Below are 24,523 nucleotides of genomic sequence, written 5' to 3' on the forward strand. Positions count from 1 at the left end.
CCGGAAACGGAATTTAACTGTTGCCGAGGGGACTATCGGGTGCTGCATCACAAAAACACATACGCAAAATGACGTAGGTGCAGGGGGCAAACGAGCAGGCCGGAAAGCCAAGAGCATCCCCGCAGTTGGGAATGCCCTCTCGGTTCGCAAAGAAAATTATCCTTCGATCGTCAGTGTGACTGAGGTCGGACCGTAAGAGAGGCTCGCCTTATGGCCGGAGATGGTGAGCTTGCCGAAGGTGCCGGAAAGGGTGCCGGCCTTCAGGATCTCGATCTTCGTTCCGGTCGCCGGGACAAAACCATCGGCAAGCGTCACGTCGAGATCGCCGGCCAGCGCTGCTTTGCCCTCGATCGCCAGCGTGCCGGCGCCGTTTGCACCGAGCGCCAGTTTCGCCGTCGCATTGGCTGACTGCTGATAGTCCCCGCTTACGGCCAACGGCTTGTCGGCCGCCACGACGAGCGAACCGCCATCGACCATCAGTCCGCCGGAGCCGAAAGCCGAGGACGACCCGGCCACCAGCGCGCCCTCTTCGAGCACGGTGCCGCCGGCATAGCTGTTGGCGCCGGATAGTCCGAGAATGCCGCTGCCGCGCTTCACCAGCTTGCCCTTGCCGCCGATGTCGTTGCGCCAGCTATCGATCGCACTGAAGCCGCCCTTTGCAGCATCCATCGTCACGGTCACATCTTGATCGAAGGCGCCGTAACCGTCGGCGGCGGCAAACAGGTTGAGGCGGCCATAACCTTCCGCGTCGTCGAGGAGCGGATAGCCGGAGGCGATCTCCGTCGTCTTCAACACGTCGCGGCGCTGCTCGCCATCGAGATAGGGCAGACGCGTTTCGAGAAGCGCTTCGGCACCCTCCGGCACGCCGGGCGGCTGATCGGTCGGATGGATCGTCGGCAGGCCGTAGCTCAGGCGCTGCAGCACATAGGCGCGATTGGCGTCATGATCGGCAAAACGGTCTGCGGCGGTCGGCGCCGCATGCGCAGCAACTTCGAGCGCACCCGCGTCGGCAACGCCCGATTTGGCGATGAGCCAGGACTGTGTCTGGGCATAAGCATCGCTCTTCAACCCGGCATTGTCGGCCTTGTTCAGATTGTAGACGACCGTCGCGGTGCCAAGCATGCGGCCGCCCATCACGTCGAGAGGGGAATGCATGCCGGCAAGGATGCGATCCTCACCCAGCTCGCTGGCGCGCGTGATCATTTCCTGGAAGCGTTGCGGCGCGAGATAGGCCATGGCGAGCGCATCCCGCCAGGCTTCCGCCGTATGTCCGCTTGGGAAGCCGCCGTCCTCGACCGGCTTGCCGCTCTTGGCAGGCTCAAGCGTCGGGACGACCGAAACGTCCTGGCTCCAGCGGTAGGGACGGCCATATTTGAAGTAGCGCTTGGCGGGCTCCGTCGAGCCGTCACCGCTGGCGGCGTTGATGAAGTCGATTGCGAGGCCCATGTCCGGATTGGCATCGGTCTTGTTTTCGGTGTCCGGCTTGCTGCCGGCGCCGCGATTGTTGCCCTTGTCGTCATATTTGACGGTCGTCGCATCGGCGGCCACCGCGGTGATCGTGGTGGTCTGCTTGGAGCCGGCCTTCCAGGCGTCGGTCAGCGGACCAAGGCCATCGACGATGCTGGCATTCTTGCCCCGCCGGTCGTCGAGATAGGCGGCCACGGCCTGATCGGCCGTCCGCGCCTTGGTCACCTTGACGACATAGGCGATGTTCGCATCATGGACGAGTTTGTTGATGACCTGACCATCGGTCTTGCTGAGCGGAATGCCATCCCAATCCGTCTTGGCAACCGCCGGGCAATTGTCCTTGGCCGGCGCTTCGACGCCCGCATCAACGAAAGGCGTGCGCGGCGTCCAGACTTCGAGGAAACCGGAGAGAAGGTGAACGGCGGCATTGGTGTCCACCGTCGAGAAGCAGGCGTCACCGCGCTTGTTGGTGTTTCCGGTCTCGGCATAAGGCGCGTCTACCGCCGTGGCCTGCTCTGCGACGGCGAGCGACGGCACGATCGAAACGAGGCAGACGAGGGCGGTGCTCAGGCGGAAAAAGCTTGAAACAAACATAGGTGATACCTGAAATGGTTGAAGGAACGGCGGGAGAGTTAGAGGCTTGGTGTGACAGACCGGCTTCAAAAATATGGCGGTTCCGTGAATCTGCCAGTGCTCCGCCCTTGCCTTTCTCACCCATCCCGCCAAAACTGTTTCGAGACGATAGGCCAACCGGAATGCCGGAAGGAAGACATGGCAGCCCGCCAACGCATCATTCCGGTAAGACGCGAATATAATCGCTGGGTCGCCAACCAGACGCTGGAAGATTATGCGCTGCGCTTCACCGCAAAAAGCGCCCGTCATTTCTCCTCGCAGCGCATCGCCCAGACGGCGATCGGCGCGATCTCGTTCCTGGCGCTGGAAGCGATCGGCGGCGCCATCACCCTCTCCTACGGCACCACCAACGCCTTCTATGCCATCATCGTCGCTTCGATCGCCATGCTGGCGATCGGCCTGCCGATCAGCCGATACGCCATCCGCCATGGCGTCGACATCGATCTTCTGACGCGCGGCGCCGGCTTCGGCTACATCGGCTCGACCATCACCTCGCTGATCTATGCGAGCTTCACCTTCATGCTGTTTGCGATCGAGGCCTCGATTATGTCCGGGGCGCTGGAACTCACCCTCGGCATCCCACTCTGGATCGGCTACATCCTCAGCGCCGTCATGGTGATCCCGCTGGTGACGCACGGCGTGCGGCTGATCAGCAAGTTCCAGTTGATGACACAACCCTTCTGGATCGTGCTGAACATTCTGCCCTTCATCTTCATCGCCTTCATGGACTGGCAGAAATTCGATCTCTGGCGCGCCTTTGCCGGCATCCATCATGCCTCAGGGCCGCCCGGCACCGTCGCCGATTTCGATCTGGTGGAGTTCGGCGCCGCCTCCGCCGTCATCCTCGCCCTGATGTCACAGATCGGCGAACAGGCCGACTTCCTGCGCTTCCTGCCGCCGGAGCCGCGGCGCAAGTGGCGCCATCGCCTCGCTGTCTTTCTCGCCGGCCCCGGCTGGGTCGTCATCGGCGCGCCGAAGCTGCTTGCGGGATCGTTCCTGGTCGTGCTGACCCTGGCCTCGGGCGTGCCAGTCGATCGCGCCGCCGACCCGGCGCAGATGTATCTGACCGCTTTCGGCTACATGGTCCCCTGGCAGAATGCCGCGCTGTTGCTAATGGCCGCCTTCGTCGTCGTCTCGCAGCTGAAGATCAACGTGATGAATGCCTATGCCGGCTCGCTCGCCTGGTCGAACTTTTTCTCGCGGCTGACCCACAGCCATCCCGGCCGCGTCATCTGGCTGGTCTTCAACGTCGCGATTGCCCTGCTTTTGATGGAACTTGGCATCTACCGGCTGCTGGAGGAGACGCTCGGCATTTTCTCGATCATCGCCATGGCCTGGCTCTGCACGATCTCCGCCGATCTCTTCATCAACAAGCCGCTTGGCCTCGCGCCGCCCGGCATCGAGTTCAAACGCGCCCATCTCTACGACATCAACCCGGTCGGGCTCGGCGCCATGACGCTGTCGGCGACAGTATCGCTGATTGCCCATTTCGGCGCCTTCGGCGCGACGGCCGCCTCGCTCGCTCCCTATATCACCCTCGTCATCGCGCTCATCGCCTCTCCCGCGCTCGCCTGGGCGACGAAAGGCAGGTTCTACCTCGCCCGCAAGCCGCGCCACAGCTGGAAGAACCTGACGAGCATCACCTGCTCCGTCTGCGAGCATCCTTTCGAGCCGGAGGATATGGCCTGGTGCCCGGCCTATGCCGCGCCGATCTGTTCGCTCTGCTGCTCGCTCGACAGCCGCTGCCACGACATGTGCAAGCCTGCCGCCCGTCTCAACGCCCAGGTCGGCACCGTCGCCAAGGCGCTGCTGCCGGAAACCGTGCTTGGCAAGCTGACGACGCGCCTCGGCCGCTACGGCATCGCCGTCGTGCTGGCCTTGACCGCCATCGGCGCGATCCTGGCGATGATCGCTCATCAGGTCGCCGCCGCCTCGCCCGAGACGGCTGAGGTCGTCAACCGCACCATCCTGATCGTCTTCTTCGTCTTCTCGGTGATTTCAGGCGTCGTCTGCTGGTTCTATGTGCTCGCCCATGACAGCCGCGTCGTCGCCGAGGAGGAATCCTCGCGCCAAAACACGCTGCTGCTCAAGGAGATCGCCGCCCACAAGAAGACCGATACCGCCTTGCAGAGCGCCAAGGAGACAGCCGAGGCGGCCAACCGCGCCAAGAGCCGCTATGTCGTCGGGTTGAGCCACGAACTGCGCACGCCGTTGAACGCCGTGCTCGGCTATGCCCAGATCCTCGAGCGCGACGAAACCATCCCGGCGCCGCGCCAATCCTCGATCAAGGTCATCCGCCGCAGTGCCGAGCATCTCTCCGGCCTGATCGACGGGCTGCTCGATATTTCCAAGATCGAGGCGGGCCGGCTGCAGGTCTATTCCAACGAGATCAACATCCAGGATTTCCTCGACCAGATCGTCGACATGTTCCGCCCGCAGGCGCAGGCAAAAGGGCTTGCCTTCATCCACGACCGCGCGCCGGCCTTGCCGCAATTTGTCCGCACCGACGAAAAGCGGTTGCGCCAGATCCTCGTCAACCTGCTCTCCAATGCCATCAAATTTACCGACGAAGGCAGCGTCACCTTCGATGTCGCCTATCGCAACCAGGTTGCGACCTTCACCGTCACCGATACCGGCCGCGGCATCGCTGAAAAGGATCTGACGCGCATCTACGAACCCTTCCAGCGCGGCGAGGCCGAAAGCGTGCGGCCGATGCCGGGCCTCGGCCTCGGCCTCACCATCACCCGGCTTCTAACCAACACGCTCGGCGGCGAGATTGCGGTCTCGAGCATCAAGGACGAGGGCTCGACGTTCCGCGTCCGCCTCATGCTGTCGGCGGTCATGCGCGCCGTGGCCGCCGCGCCCCAGGAAAAGCGCATCGCCGGATATGATGGCCCGCGCCGCACGGTGGTTGTCGTCGACGATAACGAGGATCATCGCGAGATGATGCGCGAAATCCTGGCGCCTCTCGATTTCATCGTTCTGACGGCGGCGGGCGGCGCCGAATGCCTGACGCTGATCGAAGGCATCATGCCTGATCTTTTCCTCGTCGATATCCTGATGCCCGGCATGAACGGCTGGCAGCTCGTCTCGCGTCTGCGCGAGGCCGGCCAGACGGCACCGATGCTGATGCTTTCGGCCAATATCGGTGATGCCGCCGTGCTCAGCGACAGCGACGACAGCCACAATGATGCGATCGGCAAACCGGTCGACATCCGCCAGCTGCGCGACAAGCTGGCATTGCATCTTGGCCTGAAATGGGTCTATGCCGACGCAGCAGCAGCCGTTCCTGTTAAGACCGAAGCGCCGATGCTGAGCCCGGGTGCCGCCCATGTGCAGGAATTGCTGCGGCTCGGCGAAATCGGCTATATCAGAGGCATCGAGGCCAAGCTTTCGGATCTTGCCAAGGTGGAAGAAAATCAGCCATTCACCGAGAAACTCTACGCCTATGTCGCCGTCTTCGATCTCGCCGGCTTCATGACCTTCCTGCATGACTTCGACGAAAAGGTGGAACCCATTGGCTGAGCCGGCCCTGCCCCGCGACATCGTTCTGCTCGTCGACGACTCGCCCGAAGCGCTCGGCTTCCTGACCGACGCGCTCGAACAATCTGGCTTCTCCGTGCTGATCGCCACATCGGGCGCGGCGGCACTTGGCATCGTCGAGCGCATCACGCCCGATCTCATCCTGCTCGACGCCGTCATGCCCGCCATGGATGGCTTCGAGACCTGCCGCAGGCTGAAGGCGAATGCGGCGGTGGCGCAGGTGCCCGTCATTTTCATGACCGGCCTGACCGAGACCGAGCATGTCGTGCACGCGCTGGAATCCGGTGGTGTAGACTATCTTGCCAAGCCGATCAATATCGACGAGTTGCGCGCCCGCATCCGTGTGCATCTGCGCAATGCCCGCTCGGCGCAGAGCGCCCGGGTTGCACTCGACGCCGCCGGCCGCCATCTGCTGGCGGTCAAGGGCGACGGGGCAATCCATTGGTCGACGCCGCAGGCAACACGGCTGGTCAATGCCGCCATGGGCAGCGACGAGGGCATGGAAATCGTCGTCCGCCATATAGCCGGCTGGATGCGCGACCGCGCGGCCGCAGTGCGCGACGGCATCATCTCGATCGCCCATGCCGGCCAGGCGGCGCTGCAGCTTGCTTTTCTCGGCGCGATCGGCCCGGACGAATATCTTTTCCGCCTCACCGCCGCCAATCAGCGCAGCGACGACGAGATGCTGCGCCAGCGCTTCTCGCTCACCCAGCGCGAATCCGAAGTGCTGCTCTGGATCGCCAAGGGCAAGGCCAACCGCGACATCGGCGAAATATTGGGACTGTCGGCACGCACCGTCAACAAACACCTCGAACAGATCTACGTGAAACTCGGCGTCGAGAACCGGGCGTCAGCTGCGGTAAAAGCCACACACGTGCTGCACGAGATCTGAGCAAAGTCGGGCGGCACAGCGCCCTCGCCGCGGCAGCCCGAGATTGAAACCTCCGCAAAACAAAGAAGCCCGGTCGAAACCGGGCTTCAATCTCATGCAAAAAGGGAAGGCAAGCTTACATGCCCTGCGGCACGTAGGTGTACTTGCCGTCTGCGCCCTTCTTCCATTCGTACATGATGTACCCAGGAATCTTCGGGTCACCCTTTTCGTCGAACGAAATGTCGCCGAGAACCGTCGTGAACGGACCCTTTTCCTTCATGGCCGTGGCAACGGCTTCAGGATCGACCGAACCGGCAGCCTTGGCGGCACCGGCGATCGCCTGCATCGCAGCGTAGGAATAGAGCGTGTAGGCTTCCGGGTTGAAACCGGCAGCCTTGAACTTTTCGACGAGTTCCTTGTTGGCCGGGTTCAGTGTCGGATCAGGACCGAAGGTGTTCAGCGTACCGGCAACGGCGTCGCCAGCGATCGAGGCCAGTTCGTTCGAAACGATACCGTCGCCCGAAACCAGCGTTGCCTTCAGGCCCTGATCTGCGGCCTGACGAATGATAAGACCGGCTTCGGTGTGCAGACCGCCCCAATAGATGATCGAGACGCCGGCTTCCTTCATCTTGGCGATGAGGGCCGAGAAGTCCTTATCGCCGACGTTGATGCCTTCATACATGACTTCCGTCACACCGGCGGCATTCATCGCCTTCTTGGTTTCATCGGCAAGACCCTGACCGTAAGGTGTCTTGTCGTGAACGACCGCGATCTTGGCGTCCTTGAAGTGATCGGCAAGATACTTGCCGGCGATGGCGCCCTGCTGGTCGTCACGGCCGCAGGTACGGAAAGTGTTCCAGAGACCGCGTTCCGTAAACTTAGGGTTCGTAGCGGCCGGGGTGATTTCGAGGATGCCGTTTTCGGCATAGACTTCCGAAGCCGGGATCGAAACGCCCGAGTTGAAGTGGCCGATGACGAACTTGACACCGTCGGCAACGAATTTATTGGCGACCGAAATGCCCTGCTTCGGGTCGGAGACGTCGTCGCCGAGCTCGAGCTTGATCTGCTCGCCATTGATGCCGCCAGCAGCGTTGATATCGGCGGCCGCCTGCTCGGCGCCCTTCTGGAGCTGAGCACCGAACGCAGCGTTCGGGCCGGTCAGCGGACCAGCGACAGCGATGAGAACGTCGGCCCATGCGTTGCCGCTGAAGGCGACCATCGCCGTCAGAGCCACCGCCGACAGAAGAGACTTCTTCATATTGTTACTCCCAATTTTTGGGCGGGTTCCGGTCCAAGGCCCAGCGCACTACCCACCATTGACTGCGCCAGGAAAGCTGTTCCACTCTGAAGGCAATTCATGCCTAGTTTCAACGGACTGTCAATGTTTGTCCTTCCACGAAAACGCGGAAGTTTTTTCGTACAGCCAGTAATAGTTGTTGACCATCTGATTGGTGCGGCGAAAGCGGAAGCCGGCGGTCGAGAAGACCAGCAGCGTCACGAAATCGATGCCGTAGAAGAGAGCGCTGAGCATCGGCCCATCGAACAGGGCGTGGTGCAGGAACTGCATCGCCCAGGCGAGCAGGAAAGTGTAGACGACAGTCAGCGGGTAGTTGTTCCAGCCTTCGGCAACCGCCTTGCCGGCGCGCCAGGCCGTCCAGAAGCCGATCAGCACGACGATCGCGCGGATGATCAACCGGGCACCGGTATCGCTTTCGAAGAAAAGTCCCTGCATGTCAAACTCCCTTCGAGCTAGTGTCTTCCGCCTTCGAGATAGGCGGCACGGACTTCAGGATTGGCGAGCAGCTCCTTGCCGGAGCCGCTCATCGTCACCTTGCCGTTCACCATCACGTAAGCGCGGTGCGAAAGCCTCAGCGCAGCAAATGCGTTCTGCTCGACGAGGAAAACGGTGAGACCTTCCTGTTCATTAAGCTTGCGGATCGCCTCGAAGATGCCCTTGACGATCAGCGGCGCAAGACCAAGAGATGGTTCGTCGAGAAGCAGCAGCTTCGGGCGCGCCATCAGCGCGCGGCCGATCGACAGCATCTGCTGCTCGCCGCCCGAAAGCGTGCCGCCGCGCTGGGCGTGGCGTTCTTTCAGGCGCGGGAAGAGCGTGAAGATCTTCTCGACGTCCTCGGCGAAGTATTTGAGATTATCGAGGCCTGCGCCCATCTGAAGATTTTCCAGAACCGTCATCCGCGGGAAGATGCGGCGTCCCTCAGGCGACTGCGCGATGCGCAGGCGGGCGATTTCGTGGGTCGGCATGTGTGTGATGTCGCGACCCTCGAAGACGACCGAGCCGGTACGGGCCTGCGGGCTGCCGCAGATCGTCATCATCAGCGTCGACTTGCCGGCGCCGTTGGCACCGATCAGGCTGACGATCTCGCCCTTGTTGACGTGGACATCGATGCCGGCCAGCGCACGGATATTGCCATAATAGGTTTCGACGCCATTCACCTGAAGGAGCGGTTGACCCGTCATTACTTCATCGCCCATCAATTTGCGCCTCCTTCGAGCTGCTCGACGGTTGCGATCACCTCTTCCACTTCTTCATCTTCGACACCGAGATAGGCCGCGATGACCTTCGGATCGTTCTTCACGTGATCCGGTGTGCCATCGGAAATCTTCTGGCCGTATTCGAGGACGACGACGTGGTCGGAGATTTCCATGACCACCGACATGTCATGCTCGATGAGCAAGATAGATGTTCCGGTTTCGGCACGGATGCTCTGCAGCAGCGCATTGAGGGTTGCCGATTCCCGCGGATTCAGGCCGGCGGCTGGTTCGTCCAGGCAAAGCAGCTCGGGGCCAGTGCACATGGCACGGGCAATCTCGAGACGCCGCTGGGCTCCGTAGGGCAGATCACCTGCCGGATCGTCGGCCCGGTCGATCAAATCGGCCTTCTCCAGCCAATGGCGCGCAAGCTCGATCGATGCGGCCGCCTCCCGCTTGTAGGGACCGATGCCAATGAGGCCGAGGATCGTATAACCCGACGCCTTCATCAGCTTGTTGTGCTGGGCGACGAGCAAGTTTTCGAGAACCGTCAGGCCGGAGAACAGCCGGATGTTCTGGAAGGTGCGCGCCACCTTGGCTTCTTTGGTGATGCGAAAGTCCGGCAGACGCTCCAGCAGATACTGCTTGCCGCTCTTCTGGTTAAGCGTGATCATCCCCATCGTCGGCTTGTAAAAGCCGGTGATGCAGTTGAAGACCGTGGTCTTGCCGGCACCGTTCGGGCCGATCAGCGCAGTGATATCGCCGCGCTTGGCTTCGAAGGAGAAGTCGTTGATGGCCATCAGGCCGCCGAACTTCATCGACAGGTGTTCGACCTTGAGAAGCGTGTCGCTCGACATGGTGTTGGTGACGGGGCTCATCAACCATGGCCCTCCTTGATGAAGCTTCCGGAAATTGCCTTGCGCGCCTTGAGGAAGGCGGTCGGTTCACGCGAACCGACGAAACCGCGCGGCTTGAACAGCATAACCACGACCATGGCGAGGCCGAAGATCAGCATACGATACAATTCCGGCGTGAAGGTCGGCCCGAAAACTACTTTCAGGAAGTCCATTTCGCGCAGCAACTCGGTGCCGCCGACCATGACGATTGCGGCGATCGCAATCCCGGTCAGAGAACCCATGCCGCCGAGGACCACGATGGCGAGGATCACAGCCGATTCCAAGAACACGAAAGATTCCGGCGAAACGAAACCCTGACGGGCAGCAAAGAAGGAGCCGGCGAAACCGGCAAACATCGCTCCCGTCGCAAAGGCCGTGAGCTTGGTCGTCACCGTATTGATGCCGAGCGAGCGGCAGGCGATCTCGTCTTCGCGCAGCGCTTCCCAGGCGCGCCCAATCGGCATGCGGCGCAGCTGGATGGTCACGTAGGCGGTCAGCATGCAGAGCGCCAGGATGAGGTAAAAAAGGAAGATCTTGTAGTAAGCCGAGGACATCGACAGGTGAAAGAGCTTGGCGAAGCCGCCGGCCGTCGCGTCGAAGGGAATGCCGAACAGCGTCACCTTGGGAATGCTCGAGATACCGAAAGTCCCCTTGGTGACATCCGTCCAGTTGATAAGCACGAGGCGGATGATTTCGCCGAATGCGAGCGTCACGATGGCGAGGTAGTCGCCGCGCAGGCGCAGCACCGGAAAGCCGAGAATAACGCCCCAAAGTGCGGCGAAAATGCCGGAGAGCGGGAGGAGAACCCAGAAGGACAGGCCGAAATGGCTCGAAAGCAGCGCATAGGAATAGGCGCCGACCGCATAGAAAGCGACATAACCGAGATCGAGAAGACCGGCGAGGCCGACGACGATGTTCAGCCCCCAGGCAAGCATCACATAGATCAAGATCTGGATGCCGAAATTGTCGACATATGTCAGCGACCCCTGCGGACCTTTGATCGCTACCACCACCATGGGATAAAGCAGCAGCGCGATCAGCGCGATCTTCAGGAAATGACGGTGGAAGAAGCTCTTCTCGGTTGAGATGGCGAGTTCGCCCTGTCTCGCCTTTGCCAGCTTGCGGCTGTCGAGATGTGGCCGCAGGAAAACCACCGTGGCGAAGCGCCCGATCGCGGCGACAGCGACGAAGACCGCAAGCAGCCCCCAGCGCTGGACGATGATCAACTCATTATTGATGTTCTGGTCGGTCTTGAGGCCGACATAGAGAACGAACATGCCGAACGAAAGGACGGCGGCGAAAAGGGCTTCGGTAAGGCCTTTACGGACAAGTCCGGCATCGGGCTTGCCTGCAGAATTTTCAATGTTTGCCATGACGTTATACCTTCTCGACTTCCGGCCGTCCAAGAATGCCCGTCGGCTTGAAGATCAGCACGAAAGCGAGGATGGCGAAGGTCGCGACATCCTTGTACGCGATGGTGAAATAAGCCGACCACAGCGATTCGATCAGACCGATCATCAGCCCGCCGAGAACGGCACCCGGCAATGAGCCGATGCCGCCGAGAACGGCTGCGGTAAAAGCCTTCACACCCGGCGTGAAGCCGTCGGCGAACGAAGCGACGCCATAATACATCAGATACATCGTGCCGGCGACGGCAGCCAGCGCCGCACCCATGACGAAGGTGATGGAAATCGTCTGGTCGACATTGACGCCGAGCAGCGCCGCCATCTTGCGGTCCTGCTCCGTGGCGCGCTGGGCACGGCCGAGTGCGGTACGATTGACGATGTACCAAAAGACGGCGAGCAGCACGACCGTGATCACGATGATGACGATCTGCTTCAGCGACACCGAGATGTTGCCGAACTGATAGACCGAGCTGATCATCGGCGGGATCGGCTTGTTGCGCGGACCCTGCGTCACCTGGATGAAATTGGACAGTACGATCGACATGCCGATCGCCGTGATCAGCGGCGCCAGGCGGAAGGAACCGCGCAGCGGGCGGTATGCGATCCGCTCGATCGTCCAATTCCACAAACTCGTCATCAGCATCGCCACGACAAGCATCGCCAGCAGCAGAATTGCCACCGGGAGACCTGCAAAGATGGATGTGAGGACGAGAAAGACGATAAGAGCGGCGAAACCACCGAGCATGAAGATATCGCCATGGGCGAAATTGATCATGCCGATAATGCCGTAAACCATCGTATAGCCAATAGCCACAAGGCCATAGATGGATCCGAGCGTCAGCCCATTGAAGAGCTGCTGGACGAAATACTCCATATGTCGTTTTCCCCTGGATGCGAACCACACGGGCTGCATCTCTTTTTGGTTCTTCGGTTCCCCGTTTCAGAGAACCTCATAGGCCGAATGCATACCGGTTTCGGTGGAAATGTGAAGACAAAAAGGATTTACTCCGACAAATTCTTGTCCGAACAGGCCTAAATGGCGCATTTTGAACCAAAATCCACAGAAAATCGGCAAAGAAAGGCCTATTTTTGATCAGAAACCGCCACTGAGTTAACGATTCGGAGATTTGGTCGGCGATTTCCCTTGTCCGCTTGGCGCGTAAGCTATTCCATAGAATTGGAAGATGGCGCAAATTCACACCCGAACTCCACCAATTTTGCGAATACCATTTCACATCAAGATACTCCTTCTTCGTCTGACAAGGCTAAAAACTTATGGTAGCTTCATGACACTGCGTTAGGGGATGCAGAGCGCGACGGGAAACACCATATCGAGGATCTGGTGACAGGGATGGTTTGCGGACGAGCGACAGTGGGGTGCTCGGCCCGCGCGGCGAACGGCAAAAGGACAATGCTGAGGACATTTGAAAGGGCGGCGCTCGAAGCCGGCAAGGCCATTATCACGGTCCTGCGCGAAGGCTTCCCGGTCGCCATGAAAGCGGATGCAAGTCCGGTCACGGTCGCCGACGAGGAGGCCGAACGCATCATCCTCGCTCATCTCGACAGAGATTATCCCGAAATACCGGTCGTGGCGGAAGAATCGGTCGCCGCCGGAAAAGTGCCCGACATCGCCGGCCGCGGCTTCTTCCTGGTCGATCCTCTCGACGGCACGCGCGAATTCGTCGACGGACGACAGGAATTCACCGTCAACATCGCTTATATAGAGAACGGCGTCCCGGTGGCCGGCATCGTCTACGCCCCGGCACTCGGGCTTGCCTTCTTGGGCGAACGCGGCCATGCCGAAAGGCTCGTAGTCACCGACGATTTCACCGTCGGCGCCCGCAGTGCAATTACCGTGCGCGAACAGCCGGAGGACAGGCTGGCGCTTGCCAGTCTCCGTCACAACAGTCCCGAGACCGGAAGCTTCCTCGCTCACCACGCCATCTCAAAATGCACCAATATCGGCTCCTCGCTGAAATTCTGCCTGCTGGCCGAAGGCAAGGCCGACGTCTATCCGCGCTTCACCCGCACGATGGAATGGGACACGGCGGCCGGCGATGCGGTATTGCGCGCTGCTGGCGGCTCCACGGTGACGCTCGACGGAGCGCCACTGACCTACGGCAAGACGGGCGCTGCAGCCGATTTCGACTTCGCCAATCCGAACTTCATCTCCTGGGGCGGCACGAAACGCGTCCTCGAACCGGTGTAACTACCCGCCGCATCGCCGAACTCGCCTCTATCCACGCGGCCGGGCCTCGGCGGCCAGCACTAAGAGTGATTCGCAAACGGCCGGTGATTCTCGATTTGAACCCCGTTTTTCCATTTTCCCGCGCCGGATCGTTACCCATCTCGCCTTGATTTTGTCATATTGTGACACAGTTTGGGAACGATCGAGCATCCCAGCCAGAAAAATTTGGTGTCGGAACTCGTTAACATACCGCCGGACGATGGTCGGTCGCGTGCCGAAACAACACGTCGCACCACCCCCGGAAGCCCTCGCCAAAGGCCTAAAAACCTTGACGAAATTCCAATTATTAACGAAATATCATGAGGTTGCCTCAACTTAACGCAGATGCGAAAGATTTATTGCGATGCGATATTTCTCTGGACAGCATTACACAATTGTCGCATTTTTCCGTTTTAGTAGGGTTACCAAGACCTGAGTGCAGCCCTGGTGACAGGGTAAACCATTGATCGCCTATTGCCGCCGCACCCCTCGAAGACAACAGAGTACGATCCTTGAGCATCACGGAACTAAACAACAGCATTTCGACTGAGTCCTTCCGGCCGAGCCGCCGCCAGCAGCCGAGCCTGAAGATCCAGACTCCCGTTATCCATAGCGACGCGTCCCAGGCGTCGTGGGTGGATCTTGCCCTGAAGCGGGCGTTCGACATCGTTTCGTCGTTGAGCGCCCTCCTCGTCCTTGCGCCTTTCCTTCTGTTCGTCGCCTTGCTGATCAAGCTCGACAGCCCGGGACCCGTGCTCTTCAAGCAGACCCGCTGGGGCAAGAACTGCAAGACCATCAAGGTCTACAAGTTCCGCTCGATGCGCACGGATCTCTGCGATGTCTCGGGTGTTGCCCAGACGGTGAAGAACGACCCGCGCATCACCCGCGTCGGTGCCATCCTGCGCCGCACGAATGTCGATGAGCTGCCGCAGCTGCTGAACGTGCTGATGGGCCACATGTCCGTCGTCGGTCCACGCTGCCATGCGATCGGCATGCGCGCCGGCGGCATGCTCTACGAAGAGCTCGTCCCGGAATACCACCAGCGCCACGCCATGCGCCCCGGCATGACAGGTCTTGCCCAGATGCGCGGCCTGCGCGGCCCGACCGATCGTCCGGCTAAGGCACGTGCCCGCATTGTGAGCGATCTCTACTACGTCGGAAATTTTTCGATCGGGATGGATATTCGCATCATTGCCGGCACCGTCGTGTCGGAACTGACCCGCGGAAAAGGCTTCTAAGCTTTTAAGAAAGGGGCCGGCAGCGAGAGCCGCCGGCACCCGACCGCTCCGGTGACCGCCTCCTGCGGCTGACCGAATCGAGCTTGCGCATCGCGCACTTCAAATAACCCGACCCCATATGCGACGAGAATTCGAGAATGATCGCAATCTCGTCGCTGCTTTGCCGGCGACCAGCGCAGGCATACGATTTCGCGCCAGGCGCGCCATCGCCTGCGGCCATGCCGGCATGAAACATCCGTCCGAAAGCGAAGATGTATTGTTTCAGGTCAGCGCTGTGTGGGCGCGAAGGCGAAAATATTGTTCGAGGCGTACATCTGAACACGGATTGAAGGTGCTTTTTTGGCGCCGCCGCCCGCCTCACTGAAAATCGGCCTCGATCGTCCGCCTTCTCGCGCTCACATCTGCCTCAAGACAAGAAAATCGCCGGCCCGGTGAAAAAACCGATTAAGCTTTCCGGCCAGTCAGCTGGTTTCCGTGAAAGCCGTGCGACAGCCTCTTGGGAAAGCTGAGCCCAGATAAAAATCGAAGCCCGCAAATCTCGCGATCTTGCCAAACCGCTCCCTGCCGCCGTTTGGCGAGATCCCATCGCGACCTGACTGCGAAGACAAAAAACCCAGCATGCTCAGCGCAATCACCGCGCGCATGCTCATCCATTTTCATCCTCACGCCACGGGTCTGCTTCAGTCTGGCCTCGCCGTCGGTAGTAAGAGGCCCTGTGCCGGGGCATCGACAGAGATGGCTTTTGCTCTCGCATGCCAAGCACACCAAGCATCAAAAGCGCGCGCTGGACTGAACCAGCGGGAAGAACAGAGACGATGTCTCACGTTCATTCCTATGCCCCGCGCGACAAAACTTATCACGGGAAATCAGTCATATTTATTCGGCAAGCCCCCATTCACGCCGCCCCAAGTTGACGGAGCGGAAGATGGCCATCCCGTATCGGCCGGGGGGCCCAGGGCATCTAAATTTGTTATCAAAGTCTTACGATGAGCTTAGGCAATTTTTAAATGTGGCAGGCTAGAGTGGCGTCCGTGGTCTTGCGTTGTGTAGAGAGTCCAATGACCGAAATGATACGTCCCCGAGTAAAATATGTCATCGGCCCCGATGGCAGCCCCCTGACGATCGCGGATCTTCCGCCGCCCAATACGCGGCGCTGGGTGATCCGTCGGAAGGCAGAGGTTGTCGCGGCTGTTCGCGGTGGCCTGTTGAGCTTGGAAGAGGCTTGCGAGCGTTATACGCTCACCGTCGAAGAGTTTCTCTCCTGGCAATCGTCGATCAACAGCCACGGTCTCGCCGGCCTGCGCACCACGCGCATCCAGCAATATCGCCACTGATCGTACGCCATCATCGAGATTTATTTCGGGCCGGACGCATTTCCCATCAGGGAATGAAGAAGGCCCGAAATCATTGACGAGGCTGCGTAGCACCAAAGGCCCGGCTGCGTGAAGGCATCCGCCAACCCCGTTGTCTTCGCCGCCGCAATGACGATCGCCACCAGCAGCACGTCCATCATTGACCACTTGGACAGATGCGGCACGACGCGACGATAAAACAGGCTGCCGGCCCCGCCGCCGGCACCTGCCGCTTCCGCGGAGATCCCGACCATCTTCAGTAGCGGAAGCACGATCGAGACCAATGCGACGATCGCCGCCAGCAGCCTATCCCCGCCCTGCCAGAGCGAGACGACGATTTCGATGAGCGACGGGGTCTGATCGAAGAAATACAGCGTCTCGAAACGGACCAGCGGCAGGATGAGGCCGAGCGCCAGGAGGAATGGCGCGGCCACGAGCAGGACGGGGCGGATCATCGAAAGCGCCCTCATAGGCCCGAACCTCGCGCCGACCCGACATTTTTCATGAACACTCCGTCTCCTCCAGCCATGGCCTTGCCGGCTTGGCACGATCGCGTCGCCGTGTCACCGTCGCCGACGACAATATCCCCATCCCTCAGCGAGGAAAGACAATGGACATTCGAAACGAGGAAGGCGCATCCGGCGGCCGTTATGCGGCCGAGGTCGAGGGGCACGAGGCGGCGATGACCTATTCGCGCACCTCGGCGAAACTCGTCATCGTCGATCACACCGCCGTTCCCGATGCGCTACGCGGCAAGGGCGTCGGCCAGGCATTGGCGCTGCACGCAGTGGAGGCGGCCCGGGCCGGCGGCTGGAAGATCATCCCGCTCTGCCCATTCTTCAAGGCACAGGCGCAACGCCATCCGGAATGGCACGATGTCGTGAATTGATCTTTGCGGCTCAGACGGCTGCGATTTCCGGGTGGGTGATAGAGTGTAAAACGGCGAAACACCAAAAGCCATGTATGACGGACAGCGCGCCCGTCATACATGGCTTCTCAGTGGCGATCCCAGGGCGCCGCAGCCGGCGCCCGCCGTTTTTTTTACGCCCTTGCGCGGGCGCTGGTGTCACGTTCTTCCAGCGCCGTCGCCCTTGCATATTCCGCCTGCATCTCTTCGAGCGCCATTTCCAGCGACTCTTCCTGCATCTTCAGTTCCTTGATCGAAACCTGCAGGTTGTCGGCCCGCTGACGCGCGGCCTTGGCGAAGGTCGGATACGCAAAGTGATTCGGATCTGAGATTCCGGACTTCTTTTCCTCGACGACGATCTGGCTCTCCAGATCCTTCGTCATCCGTTCGAATTCGGACATCATCATCTGCAACTGCTGCAATTGACGTCGTTTTTCGTTCACCTGAAACTCTTTCAGGCGAACGAGACTCTCTCGCGACTTCATACGCATTACTCCCGTGATGCGAGACCCCGGCTCAACTTGAAACCGCCCTGCGCGCCGCTTTGACACGGTTTGCTAAAAAATTTCCTGCGATATTAACAAATACCTACCGCTGGTAACCTTTCGTTTACGGGCATCGTTAATGATAGGCCCGATGATTTAAGGGTCGGTAAATGCCGCGGCATTAAGTTCGAACCTTTTCATTGGCGAGTCGGATGAATCACTTAGCGCATTTTCCTAATGTTGAAGATGAAGAGCGCCATTTGAGATTCCTATTGGAAAACAGAGAAATGGAAAAAATATTTAATAAATTCGATACTCCTTGCCAGAGTGAATTAGAATTTGTTAACCATTTCGTGGCAGCTTCCAAATCACGTAGCGCGTTCGGTATCGTGTAGGGGGCCAGACCACCTTTCGGCGGCGGTAAAGGGGATAATTATGCGGGTACTACTCATCGAGGATGATAGCGCGACGGCGCAGAGCATCGAGTTGATGCTGAAATCAGAAAGTTTTAATGTCTACACCACCGATCTCGGTGAAGAAGGCGTCGATCTGGGCAAGCTGTATGATTATGATATCATCCTGCTGGATCTGAACCTGCCCGACATGTCCGGATATGAAGTGCTTCGCACGCTCCGGCTGTCCAAGGTCAAGACACCGATCCTCATTCTGTCGGGCATGGCCGGTATCGAAGACAAGGTTCGCGGCCTCGGCTTCGGCGCTGACGACTACATGACCAAGCCGTTCCACAAGGACGAGCTCGTTGCCCGCATCCACGCCATCGTCCGCCGCTCCAAGGGCCATGCCCAGTCAGTCATCATGACCGGCGAACTCATCGTCAACCTCGACGCCAAGACTGTCGAAGTCGGTGGCCAGCGCGTCCACCTGACGGGCAAGGAATACCAGATGCTGGAGCTGCTTTCGCTCCGCAAGGGCACCACCCTCACCAAGGAAATGTTCCTCAACCACCTTTACGGCGGCATGGACGAGCCGGAACTGAAGATTATCGACGTCTTCATCTGCAAGCTCCGCAAGAAGCTCGCCAACGCTGCTGGCGGCGCCAACTACATCGAGACCGTCTGGGGCCGCGGCTACGTTCTGCGCGAGCCGGATGGTGCCGAATACGCCGAAACCGCCTGATATTTCCGATCCCCCTTATCGGATAACGAAATCCCGCCCTTCCGGCGGGATTTTTCGTTTCTGCCTGGCAACGAGAAGAGGCCTTAATAAAAGAGATGTGAGGCTGGATAAGCGGTCGAACCTTCTCCGTTGCGATCAAGAAAACGGAGTGCGGGCGGCCGAACGTGCTTACGCGTTCGGCGAGGCTGCATGGAAAGGCGACCTGGCGTCAGGCAGCGATCGCGCGGTTTCCGAAAACGGCGGTCAGGATCTTGCGGTCGAACGGCTTCAGCAAGAAGTCGGTGGCGCCGGCCCGTTTGCCCGCCATCAGCTTCTTCAGATCCGCCTCGACGACGCAGTAATAGATCTTGACGTCTTTGCCGCCGTCCATGGCGCGGATGGCGGCGATGAGGTCGAGGGCGCCCTCCATGCCGGAATCGACGATCAAATATTCCGGCAGCTCCGTCTGGCAGCGCTGCAGCGCCTCGCCGGCGTTGGAGGCCTCGCTGACGAGAAAATCGAGTTCGGAGAGAATGCGCTTGCCGACCTTGCGGACGATATCCGAATTATCGGTGATCATGAACCTTTGCATGGGCGCTCCTTTGCCCCTCGCATTCGTCGCAGCAAGAGGCCTCTTACAACCCTGGAGAATAGGTCCATCAGGCTAACGAATCGTTACCGGACGGGCTAAGACACCCGTCCAATCTCGAAATCAGGCCGCCGCCGCGGCCACCGCCGTGAACACCAGTTCTTCGGCACTGGCGCTGTGATCAAGCGTCATTCCGCACTCCTGCGCCAGAAGCACAGTGTAATAGGGCTGGATCGAATGGGCGTCGATCGCTTCCTCGATCGTGCCGGTCGAGATCTCGACGAATTTCGGAGGCAGGCGCATCAGCTTGCCTTTGGCCGTGAGCTTGAACCTGGCATCGAACTCGGGATTCTCAAGCGTTACCTCGAGCACGCCGCCGCGCGGAATTGCCGAATAGGCAACGAGAAACAGGTTGAGCAGCAGCTTGACGCGATTCTTGGCGACGATGGCGCGCGGCCCGTTCCAGATGACCTCGGTTTTCTTCTCGGCGATGGCGAAATCCTTGGCCGCACGCTCGGCCTCGCCGGTATCGATCGAAGCGCCGACAGAACCCGAGGCACCAAAGGCGAGACGCGCGAATTTCAGACGGACGGAAGCGTTGAGCGCGCTGGTGCGGATCAGGTCCATCGCATCGGCGTCGGCACCCCCCTCATCCAGCAGCTCCAGCCCGTTATTGATCGCACCGACCGGTGAGATGACATCGTGGCAAACGCGGCTGCAAAGAAGCGCGGCCAGATCCGGGCCGGACAAGGTGAGATTGGGGTTCTTGGACATCATCGTCTCCTGAGGGGCGGCAAGTTCATCGCGCCCGGGAATATGCTTCATCAAAATTGCGCGAAGTTTGCGATCGTACTCGGTGCCATAATGACACCATATTTGGTAAACCGATTGTTAAGATCATCGGCGCAAAATGCACCAATCGCCGCGAGCGGTTGCCCGCTCCCAGCCAAACGACGAACGGATGACACCATGCGCCCTCGATTTCCGCACCGATTCATCGGCTTCTGCAGGTTGCTTTCGGCCCTCGTCTTTTCCTCGCTGATGGTCGTCGGGCCTGCCTCCGCCCAGGACAACGGCCAGTACACGATGCAGGAAATCGTCGATGCCGGCCACTCCTTCTTCGGCTCCGCCAGCGGCGGACTTGCCAAAGTCGTCGAGAGTGCCTTCCAGAAATACGGCCTGCCGAATGGCTACATCCTCGGACAGGAAGGCGGCGGCGCGTTCATCGCCGGCCTTACCTACGGCGAAGGCCAGCTGAACACCAAGAACGCCGGCGAACATAATCTCTACTGGCAGGGCCCCTCGCTCGGCCTCGATTACGGTGGCCAAGGCTCACGCGTGATGATGCTGGTCTACGACCTGCCCTCGGTAAACGGCATCTATGCCCGCTTCGGCGGCGTCAGCGGCTCGGCCTATGTTATCGCCGGCTTCGGCATGACCCTTCTCAAGAACAACGACGTGCTGGTCGTGCCGATCCGCACCGGCGTCGGCGCCCGCTTGGGTGTCAATGTCGGCTATCTCAAGATCACTCAGGCGCCGACCTGGAACCCCTTCTGAGACCGCAAAGCCGCCTGAAAGCGCCGCCGTTCGCATCGGCGGCCTTGCCCATATGCGTCATGCGTGCTTAATCATCGCGGCTGACCTCTTATCAACCTTCGAATCGATGGCCGCGCCGTGATCGAATACGCTCTCTTGTTCGGATTGGGCTTCCTGACCGCGGCCTTCCTGGTCTTTCTGGTCTCGCCCGCCGTTCACCGCCGTATCGTCTGGTATACAGAGAACCGCCTGAAGGCGACCATGCCGCTCAGCCCGCAGGAGGTTCGCGCCCAGAAGGATATGGTGCGCGCGCTCTATGCGGCCGAAAACGCCCGCACCACCCAGGACCTGCTGCGTGAGCGCGAGAAATCCCTGTCGCTCCAGCTTCGCCACGACGCGCTCGCCGTCGATGCCGGCAGGCTTGCCGCCGAGATCGGCGAATTGCAGGCCCAGATCGGCGAGATGCATGTCGAGGCCGCCGAGCAGCGCTCGCGTCTGCGCAAGGATGAGAATTATATTAGTCAGTTGAAGACCAATCTGCATATTGCCGAACAGTCCGCGGCCAACAAGGAGAGCGAACTGGCAACGATGCGGACGCGGCTGAGCAAGCTCGGTGAACAGACCGATGGGCTGAGGATCGATCTGGCCGCACGCGAAACCGAGGCGGAGAGCCTGAAATCCCGCGTCAACGCGCTACGCGACGAACGAGATACGTTGCGCCAGGACGTCAACCTGCTGCAGAAGCGCGCCAAGGATGCCGAACAGAAACTGACGCAACAGCAGCACATGGTGATCCGCCTGGAGGACAAGGCCGCGCGCGACAGCGCTTCCGCCGCCGAAAAGGAAGCCCTGGTCGCTCGCCGCCAGCAGGAGATCGCCAAGGTGAAGGAACAGTTGAAGGCCGCCAATGCCGAGATCCGCAAGGTCAATCGCGTGCTGCGCGACGCCGGCCTTGCCGGGATGGCCGCGGAGCTGCCGGCGGAATCGACGGCCGAAGACCCGGCAACATCCACGCCCGACACCGCCGTCGTCACGGCTGAGATCGGCGAAGATGTCCGCAAGCGCAGCGCCGCCCTTGCCGAACGCCTGCAGAATGCAAAGACGGTGACCGGACGCGATGGGGAGATCCGCGAGGAAATCGCCTCAATCGCCGCCAACATGGTGGCCCTGACCGCACTCAAGGAGGGGCCCTCCTCGCCGATCCGCACTCTTTTGCCGAATGCGGCGGAAAAGACCCCGAGTGATCGCGTCAGCCTTGCCGACAGGGCGGCCGCCATCATCGCCGATCCCCAGCGCTAACGCATACCGCCCGGAAGCGTGCCGCGGTTCCGGGATAACGACATGCATCAAAACAAAGGACCGAAGCGCCCCCGCACTTATGCGACGCGCTTTAGGATCACAATTCAGATCCGATCCATCGCCGACGCCATCGAAAACAGCGCAATGCCGGTTGCCGTCGCGGCGTTGAGACTGTCGAGATCCTCCGACTGCGGGATGCGGGCGCTCTGGAAGCGCGCCAGCAGCGCCTCCGGCAACCCCTCCCCCTCGGTGCCGATGACAAGCGCCATGCGTGCCGAGGCAGGAATAGCGCGGATATCGGTCTTGCCGTGCGGGGAAAGCGTCCAGATGGCAAAGCCGCGATCGGCAAGCGAGAGCAGCACATCCATCGCCTTGCCGCCGCGCCGGTGCGGAACGCTCAGCACCGAACCGACGGAGACACGCAGCGCCTTGCGGTAGAGCGGATCACAGCAGGTTTCGTCGAGCAGCACCGCATCCGCCCGGAAGGCGGCTGCATTGCGGAACATCGAACCGGCATTGTCATGATTGGAAATGCCGCAGCCGACGAGCACCAGCGCCCGTTCCGGCAGCGCCTCGAGAAGGGCCGCCTCTCCGCGATCTTCCCGCCGGCCGAGCGCCAGAACGCCGCGATGCAGATGGAATCCGACGACGCCGTCAAGCACATCGGCCTCGGCGACATAGACCGGCACATCGGCCGGCAGCCGCTCGAGGATGGGCATAACGCCGTCGACGCGGTTGCGCAGCAGCAGGATCTTCTCGGCGAAAAAGCCGCGGTCTTGCGCATGCGCCTCAGCGAGCATGCGCAGCACGACGGTGCCTTCGGCGATGAAGCGGTTTTCCCGGCCCGTCAGATCGCGCTCGCGAATATTGCGGAATTCGGCGATGCGCGGATCGTCGGCGCTGTCGATGGCGATCGGGACGGCGGCCATGCCGGCCTCAATTGCCCGCGACGCTGACGTCGGCGACGGTGCGGCCGGTCCTGAGGTCGAAGACCAGCGCCTTGCTCTTGCCCTCGGCCGTTTCGCCGTAAAACAGGATCTGCCCCGCCGAAAACGAGGTGGACTGTACCTTGAAGCCGAGCGGTAGGGAAACTGTCGCCGCAAGCGGCGCATCCGAAGGCACGCCGGCGGCGGAAACGGTCGCCGCCGTCTCCTTGGGTTCGCTGTGCATCGTCTTATAGACAACCGCGCCGAAGACCGCCATAAGGCTCACGAACATGATGGCGCCGGAAACGATCTGCAGGCGGACCATCTTGCGCCGGACACTTTCCATTGCCGGATCAAGGGGCTTCTCTTCCTGGTCGTCTGGCTCGATTGCTGTCATCTGTGCGTCCCGTTCTAAAAAAATACGTCGGAGAAGAAGCGTCTTGAGCGACCCCTTTAAACAAGCAGCCGGCAATAGAAAAGTCCTGACCGCCGATGAAACGGCCGAAGGCCGGCTCGACGCCTGGCTGACGGCACAGGTCGGCGAGGAATTTTCGCGCAGCCGCATCAAGACGCTGATCAAGGACGGCCAGGTTTCTCTGCGCGGCGAACCCGTCACCGATCCGCAGCGCAAGGTGCGCAACGGCGATAGTTTCGAGATCACCCTGCCCGAGCCGGAAGACCCGACGCCGCAGGGTGAGGATATCCCGCTCGATATTCTCCATGAGGATGAAGACCTCATCGTCATCTCCAAGCCTTCCGGTCTCGTCGTCCATCCCGGCTCCGGCAACTGGACGGGGACGCTGGTCAACGCGCTGATCCATCACTGCGGCGATACGCTCTCTGGCATTGGCGGCGTGCGCCGCCCGGGCATCGTCCACCGGCTCGACAAGGACACGACAGGGGTCATGGTGGTCGCCAAGAACGACATTGCCCATCGCCACCTCTCGCTCCAGTTTGCCGATCATGGCCGCACCATGCCGCTGGAGCGGGCCTATCAGGCGGTCGTCTGGGGCCGTCCTCGCTCACTGACGGGCACGGTCGATGCGCCGCTCGGCCGCGCTACCGGCGATCGCACACGCCGCGCGGTCAAGCGGCCCGACAGTCATGACGCCGACGAGGCGATCACGCATTATGAGGTGATCGAGCGCTTCCAGGAGAACCCGGACGCGACCGCGCTTGCTTCGCTGGTCGAGTGCCACCTCGAAACCGGCCGCACCCACCAGATCCGTGTGCATATGGCCCATATCGGCCATCCGCTGCTCGGCGACACGGTTTACGGCGCCGGCTTCAAGACCAAGGCCAACCGCCTGCCCGAAGAAATCCGCAAGGTCGTCAACAGTTTCAACCGCCAGGCGCTGCATGCTTTCATGCTGCAGTTCGAGCATCCCCGCACCGGCGAAATCATGCATTTCGAAGTGCCGCTGCCGGATGATATGGTGGAACTGGTCGAGGCATTGCGGGGATAGGGGCTCGTCTCCGCCCCCTCTCACAGCTGCGTGAGCGGCACCTTGAACCGCTGTTTTGCCACACTTATCTGTATAT

The 24,523-nt window shown here is 60.6% G+C and carries 24 protein-coding genes and 1 pseudogene; 10 read left to right on the forward strand and 15 right to left on the reverse strand.

The window, feature by feature from the left end; all coding sequences use genetic code 11:
* Positions 1-156: 156 nt before the first annotated feature.
* Positions 157-2,061 (reverse strand): phosphatase PAP2 family protein, encoded by a 1,905-nt coding sequence (locus tag K6N12_RS24325; RefSeq protein WP_097629120.1) that lies wholly within the window; start codon positions 2,059-2,061, stop codon positions 157-159.
* Positions 2,062-2,238: 177 nt separating this feature from the next.
* Between K6N12_RS24325 and K6N12_RS24330 the strand changes: the two genes are divergently transcribed.
* Together K6N12_RS24330 and K6N12_RS24335 are read left to right on the forward strand one after the other, a co-directional pair.
* A complete protein-coding gene (locus tag K6N12_RS24330) occupies positions 2,239-5,625 on the forward strand; it encodes a hybrid sensor histidine kinase/response regulator (RefSeq protein WP_097629121.1) in 3,387 nt (1,128 codons plus the stop codon).
* Positions 5,618-6,535, forward strand: coding sequence for a response regulator transcription factor (locus tag K6N12_RS24335; RefSeq protein WP_097629122.1), 918 nt, complete (start codon positions 5,618-5,620; stop codon positions 6,533-6,535). Before K6N12_RS24330 ends, K6N12_RS24335 begins: the two co-directional genes overlap by 8 nt.
* A gap of 115 nt (positions 6,536-6,650) precedes the next feature.
* On the opposite strand, the gene K6N12_RS24340 is transcribed toward K6N12_RS24335, so the two are convergent.
* The 6 genes from K6N12_RS24340 to K6N12_RS24365 all read right to left on the reverse strand — a co-directional run bounded on the left by K6N12_RS24340 (position 6,651) and on the right by K6N12_RS24365 (position 12,180).
* Positions 6,651-7,772 carry a branched-chain amino acid ABC transporter substrate-binding protein gene (locus K6N12_RS24340; RefSeq protein ID WP_097629123.1) on the reverse strand — a complete coding sequence of 374 codons (1,122 nt, stop codon included), beginning with the start codon at positions 7,770-7,772 and terminating at the stop codon, positions 6,651-6,653.
* A gap of 120 nt (positions 7,773-7,892) precedes the next feature.
* Positions 7,893-8,246, reverse strand: coding sequence for a DUF6867 family protein (locus tag K6N12_RS24345; RefSeq protein ID WP_097629124.1), 354 nt, complete (start codon positions 8,244-8,246; stop codon positions 7,893-7,895).
* Positions 8,247-8,263: 17 nt separating this feature from the next.
* Positions 8,264-9,007 carry an ABC transporter ATP-binding protein gene (locus tag K6N12_RS24350; RefSeq protein WP_179867178.1) on the reverse strand — a complete coding sequence of 248 codons (744 nt, stop codon included), beginning with the start codon at positions 9,005-9,007 and terminating at the stop codon, positions 8,264-8,266.
* On the reverse strand, positions 9,007-9,882 hold the full coding sequence (locus K6N12_RS24355; RefSeq protein ID WP_003581862.1) for an ABC transporter ATP-binding protein: 876 nt from the start codon (positions 9,880-9,882) through the stop codon (positions 9,007-9,009). The genes K6N12_RS24350 and K6N12_RS24355 overlap by 1 nt, the downstream gene beginning before the upstream one ends.
* Positions 9,882-11,273 carry a high-affinity branched-chain amino acid ABC transporter permease LivM gene (gene livM / locus K6N12_RS24360; protein ID WP_097629125.1) on the reverse strand — a complete coding sequence of 464 codons (1,392 nt, stop codon included), beginning with the start codon at positions 11,271-11,273 and terminating at the stop codon, positions 9,882-9,884. Before livM ends, K6N12_RS24355 begins: the two co-directional genes overlap by 1 nt.
* A 4-nt stretch (positions 11,274-11,277) precedes the next feature.
* Positions 11,278-12,180, reverse strand: coding sequence for a branched-chain amino acid ABC transporter permease (locus K6N12_RS24365; protein ID WP_049731672.1), 903 nt, complete (start codon positions 12,178-12,180; stop codon positions 11,278-11,280).
* Between the two features lie 537 nt (positions 12,181-12,717).
* Between K6N12_RS24365 and cysQ the strand changes: the two genes are divergently transcribed.
* Together cysQ and K6N12_RS24375 are read left to right on the forward strand one after the other, a co-directional pair.
* Entirely contained in the window at positions 12,718-13,515 is a 798-nt protein-coding gene (cysQ, locus tag K6N12_RS24370; RefSeq protein WP_097629127.1) for a 3'(2'),5'-bisphosphate nucleotidase CysQ, read from the forward strand.
* Between the two features lie 530 nt (positions 13,516-14,045).
* Entirely contained in the window at positions 14,046-14,771 is a 726-nt protein-coding gene (locus K6N12_RS24375) for a sugar transferase (protein WP_003590533.1), read from the forward strand.
* Positions 14,772-14,775: 4 nt separating this feature from the next.
* Here K6N12_RS24375 and K6N12_RS35015 read toward each other — a convergent pair.
* Together K6N12_RS35015 and K6N12_RS24380 are read right to left on the reverse strand one after the other, a co-directional pair.
* Positions 14,776-14,965 (reverse strand): annotated as a pseudogene (locus K6N12_RS35015) (hypothetical protein); the annotation flags it as partial.
* Between the two features lie 267 nt (positions 14,966-15,232).
* Complete coding sequence (locus K6N12_RS24380; protein WP_131711333.1) at positions 15,233-15,421, reverse strand: hypothetical protein; 189 nt, start codon at positions 15,419-15,421, stop codon at positions 15,233-15,235.
* A gap of 408 nt (positions 15,422-15,829) precedes the next feature.
* Between K6N12_RS24380 and sciP the strand changes: the two genes are divergently transcribed.
* A complete protein-coding gene (gene sciP / locus K6N12_RS24385; protein WP_007533628.1) occupies positions 15,830-16,105 on the forward strand; it encodes a CtrA inhibitor SciP in 276 nt (91 codons plus the stop codon).
* Between the two features lie 20 nt (positions 16,106-16,125).
* Here the strand turns inward: sciP and K6N12_RS24390 are convergent, their stop codons facing one another.
* Positions 16,126-16,593, reverse strand: a complete 468-nt coding sequence (locus K6N12_RS24390; RefSeq protein ID WP_097629128.1) for a paraquat-inducible protein A — start codon at positions 16,591-16,593, stop codon at positions 16,126-16,128.
* A gap of 140 nt (positions 16,594-16,733) precedes the next feature.
* Here K6N12_RS24390 and K6N12_RS24395 point away from each other — a divergent pair, with 140 nt between their 5' ends.
* Complete coding sequence (locus tag K6N12_RS24395; RefSeq protein WP_097629129.1) at positions 16,734-17,012, forward strand: GNAT family N-acetyltransferase; 279 nt, start codon at positions 16,734-16,736, stop codon at positions 17,010-17,012.
* Positions 17,013-17,164: 152 nt separating this feature from the next.
* Here K6N12_RS24395 and K6N12_RS24400 read toward each other — a convergent pair whose 3' ends face one another.
* The gene (locus K6N12_RS24400) at positions 17,165-17,515 is read right to left on the reverse strand and encodes a hypothetical protein (protein WP_003566024.1); all 351 of its coding nucleotides are present in this window, start codon (positions 17,513-17,515) and stop codon (positions 17,165-17,167) included.
* Positions 17,516-17,950: 435 nt separating this feature from the next.
* On the opposite strand from K6N12_RS24400, the gene ctrA reads away from it, so the two are divergent.
* Entirely contained in the window at positions 17,951-18,652 is a 702-nt protein-coding gene (ctrA, locus tag K6N12_RS24405; RefSeq protein ID WP_003542362.1) for a response regulator transcription factor CtrA, read from the forward strand.
* A gap of 208 nt (positions 18,653-18,860) precedes the next feature.
* Here the strand turns inward: ctrA and K6N12_RS24410 are convergent, their stop codons facing one another.
* Positions 18,861-19,223, reverse strand: coding sequence for a response regulator (locus K6N12_RS24410; protein ID WP_097629130.1), 363 nt, complete (start codon positions 19,221-19,223; stop codon positions 18,861-18,863).
* 120 nt (positions 19,224-19,343) lie between these two features.
* A complete protein-coding gene (chpT, locus tag K6N12_RS24415; RefSeq protein ID WP_097629200.1) occupies positions 19,344-19,994 on the reverse strand; it encodes a histidine phosphotransferase ChpT in 651 nt (216 codons plus the stop codon).
* A gap of 195 nt (positions 19,995-20,189) precedes the next feature.
* Here chpT and K6N12_RS24420 point away from each other — a divergent pair, with 195 nt between their 5' ends.
* Positions 20,190-20,777 carry a DUF1134 domain-containing protein gene (locus K6N12_RS24420; RefSeq protein WP_131711334.1) on the forward strand — a complete coding sequence of 196 codons (588 nt, stop codon included), beginning with the start codon at positions 20,190-20,192 and terminating at the stop codon, positions 20,775-20,777.
* A 117-nt stretch (positions 20,778-20,894) separates the two neighbouring features.
* On the forward strand, positions 20,895-22,055 hold the full coding sequence (locus K6N12_RS24425; protein WP_097629132.1) for a coiled-coil domain-containing protein: 1,161 nt from the start codon (positions 20,895-20,897) through the stop codon (positions 22,053-22,055).
* A 104-nt stretch (positions 22,056-22,159) separates the two neighbouring features.
* Here the strand turns inward: K6N12_RS24425 and K6N12_RS24430 are convergent, their stop codons facing one another.
* Together K6N12_RS24430 and K6N12_RS24435 are read right to left on the reverse strand one after the other, a co-directional pair.
* Positions 22,160-22,984 (reverse strand): TrmH family RNA methyltransferase, encoded by an 825-nt coding sequence (locus tag K6N12_RS24430; RefSeq protein ID WP_097629133.1) that lies wholly within the window; start codon positions 22,982-22,984, stop codon positions 22,160-22,162.
* A gap of 7 nt (positions 22,985-22,991) precedes the next feature.
* A complete protein-coding gene (locus K6N12_RS24435) occupies positions 22,992-23,378 on the reverse strand; it encodes a hypothetical protein (RefSeq protein WP_097629134.1) in 387 nt (128 codons plus the stop codon).
* Between the two features lie 43 nt (positions 23,379-23,421).
* On the opposite strand from K6N12_RS24435, the gene K6N12_RS24440 reads away from it, so the two are divergent.
* On the forward strand, positions 23,422-24,447 hold the full coding sequence (locus K6N12_RS24440) for an RluA family pseudouridine synthase (RefSeq protein ID WP_097629135.1): 1,026 nt from the start codon (positions 23,422-23,424) through the stop codon (positions 24,445-24,447).
* The last annotated feature ends 76 nt before the right edge of the window (positions 24,448-24,523 follow it).

The sequence above is a fragment of the Rhizobium redzepovicii genome, assembly GCF_019793435.1.
Classification (GTDB): Bacteria; Pseudomonadota; Alphaproteobacteria; order Rhizobiales; family Rhizobiaceae; genus Rhizobium; species Rhizobium redzepovicii.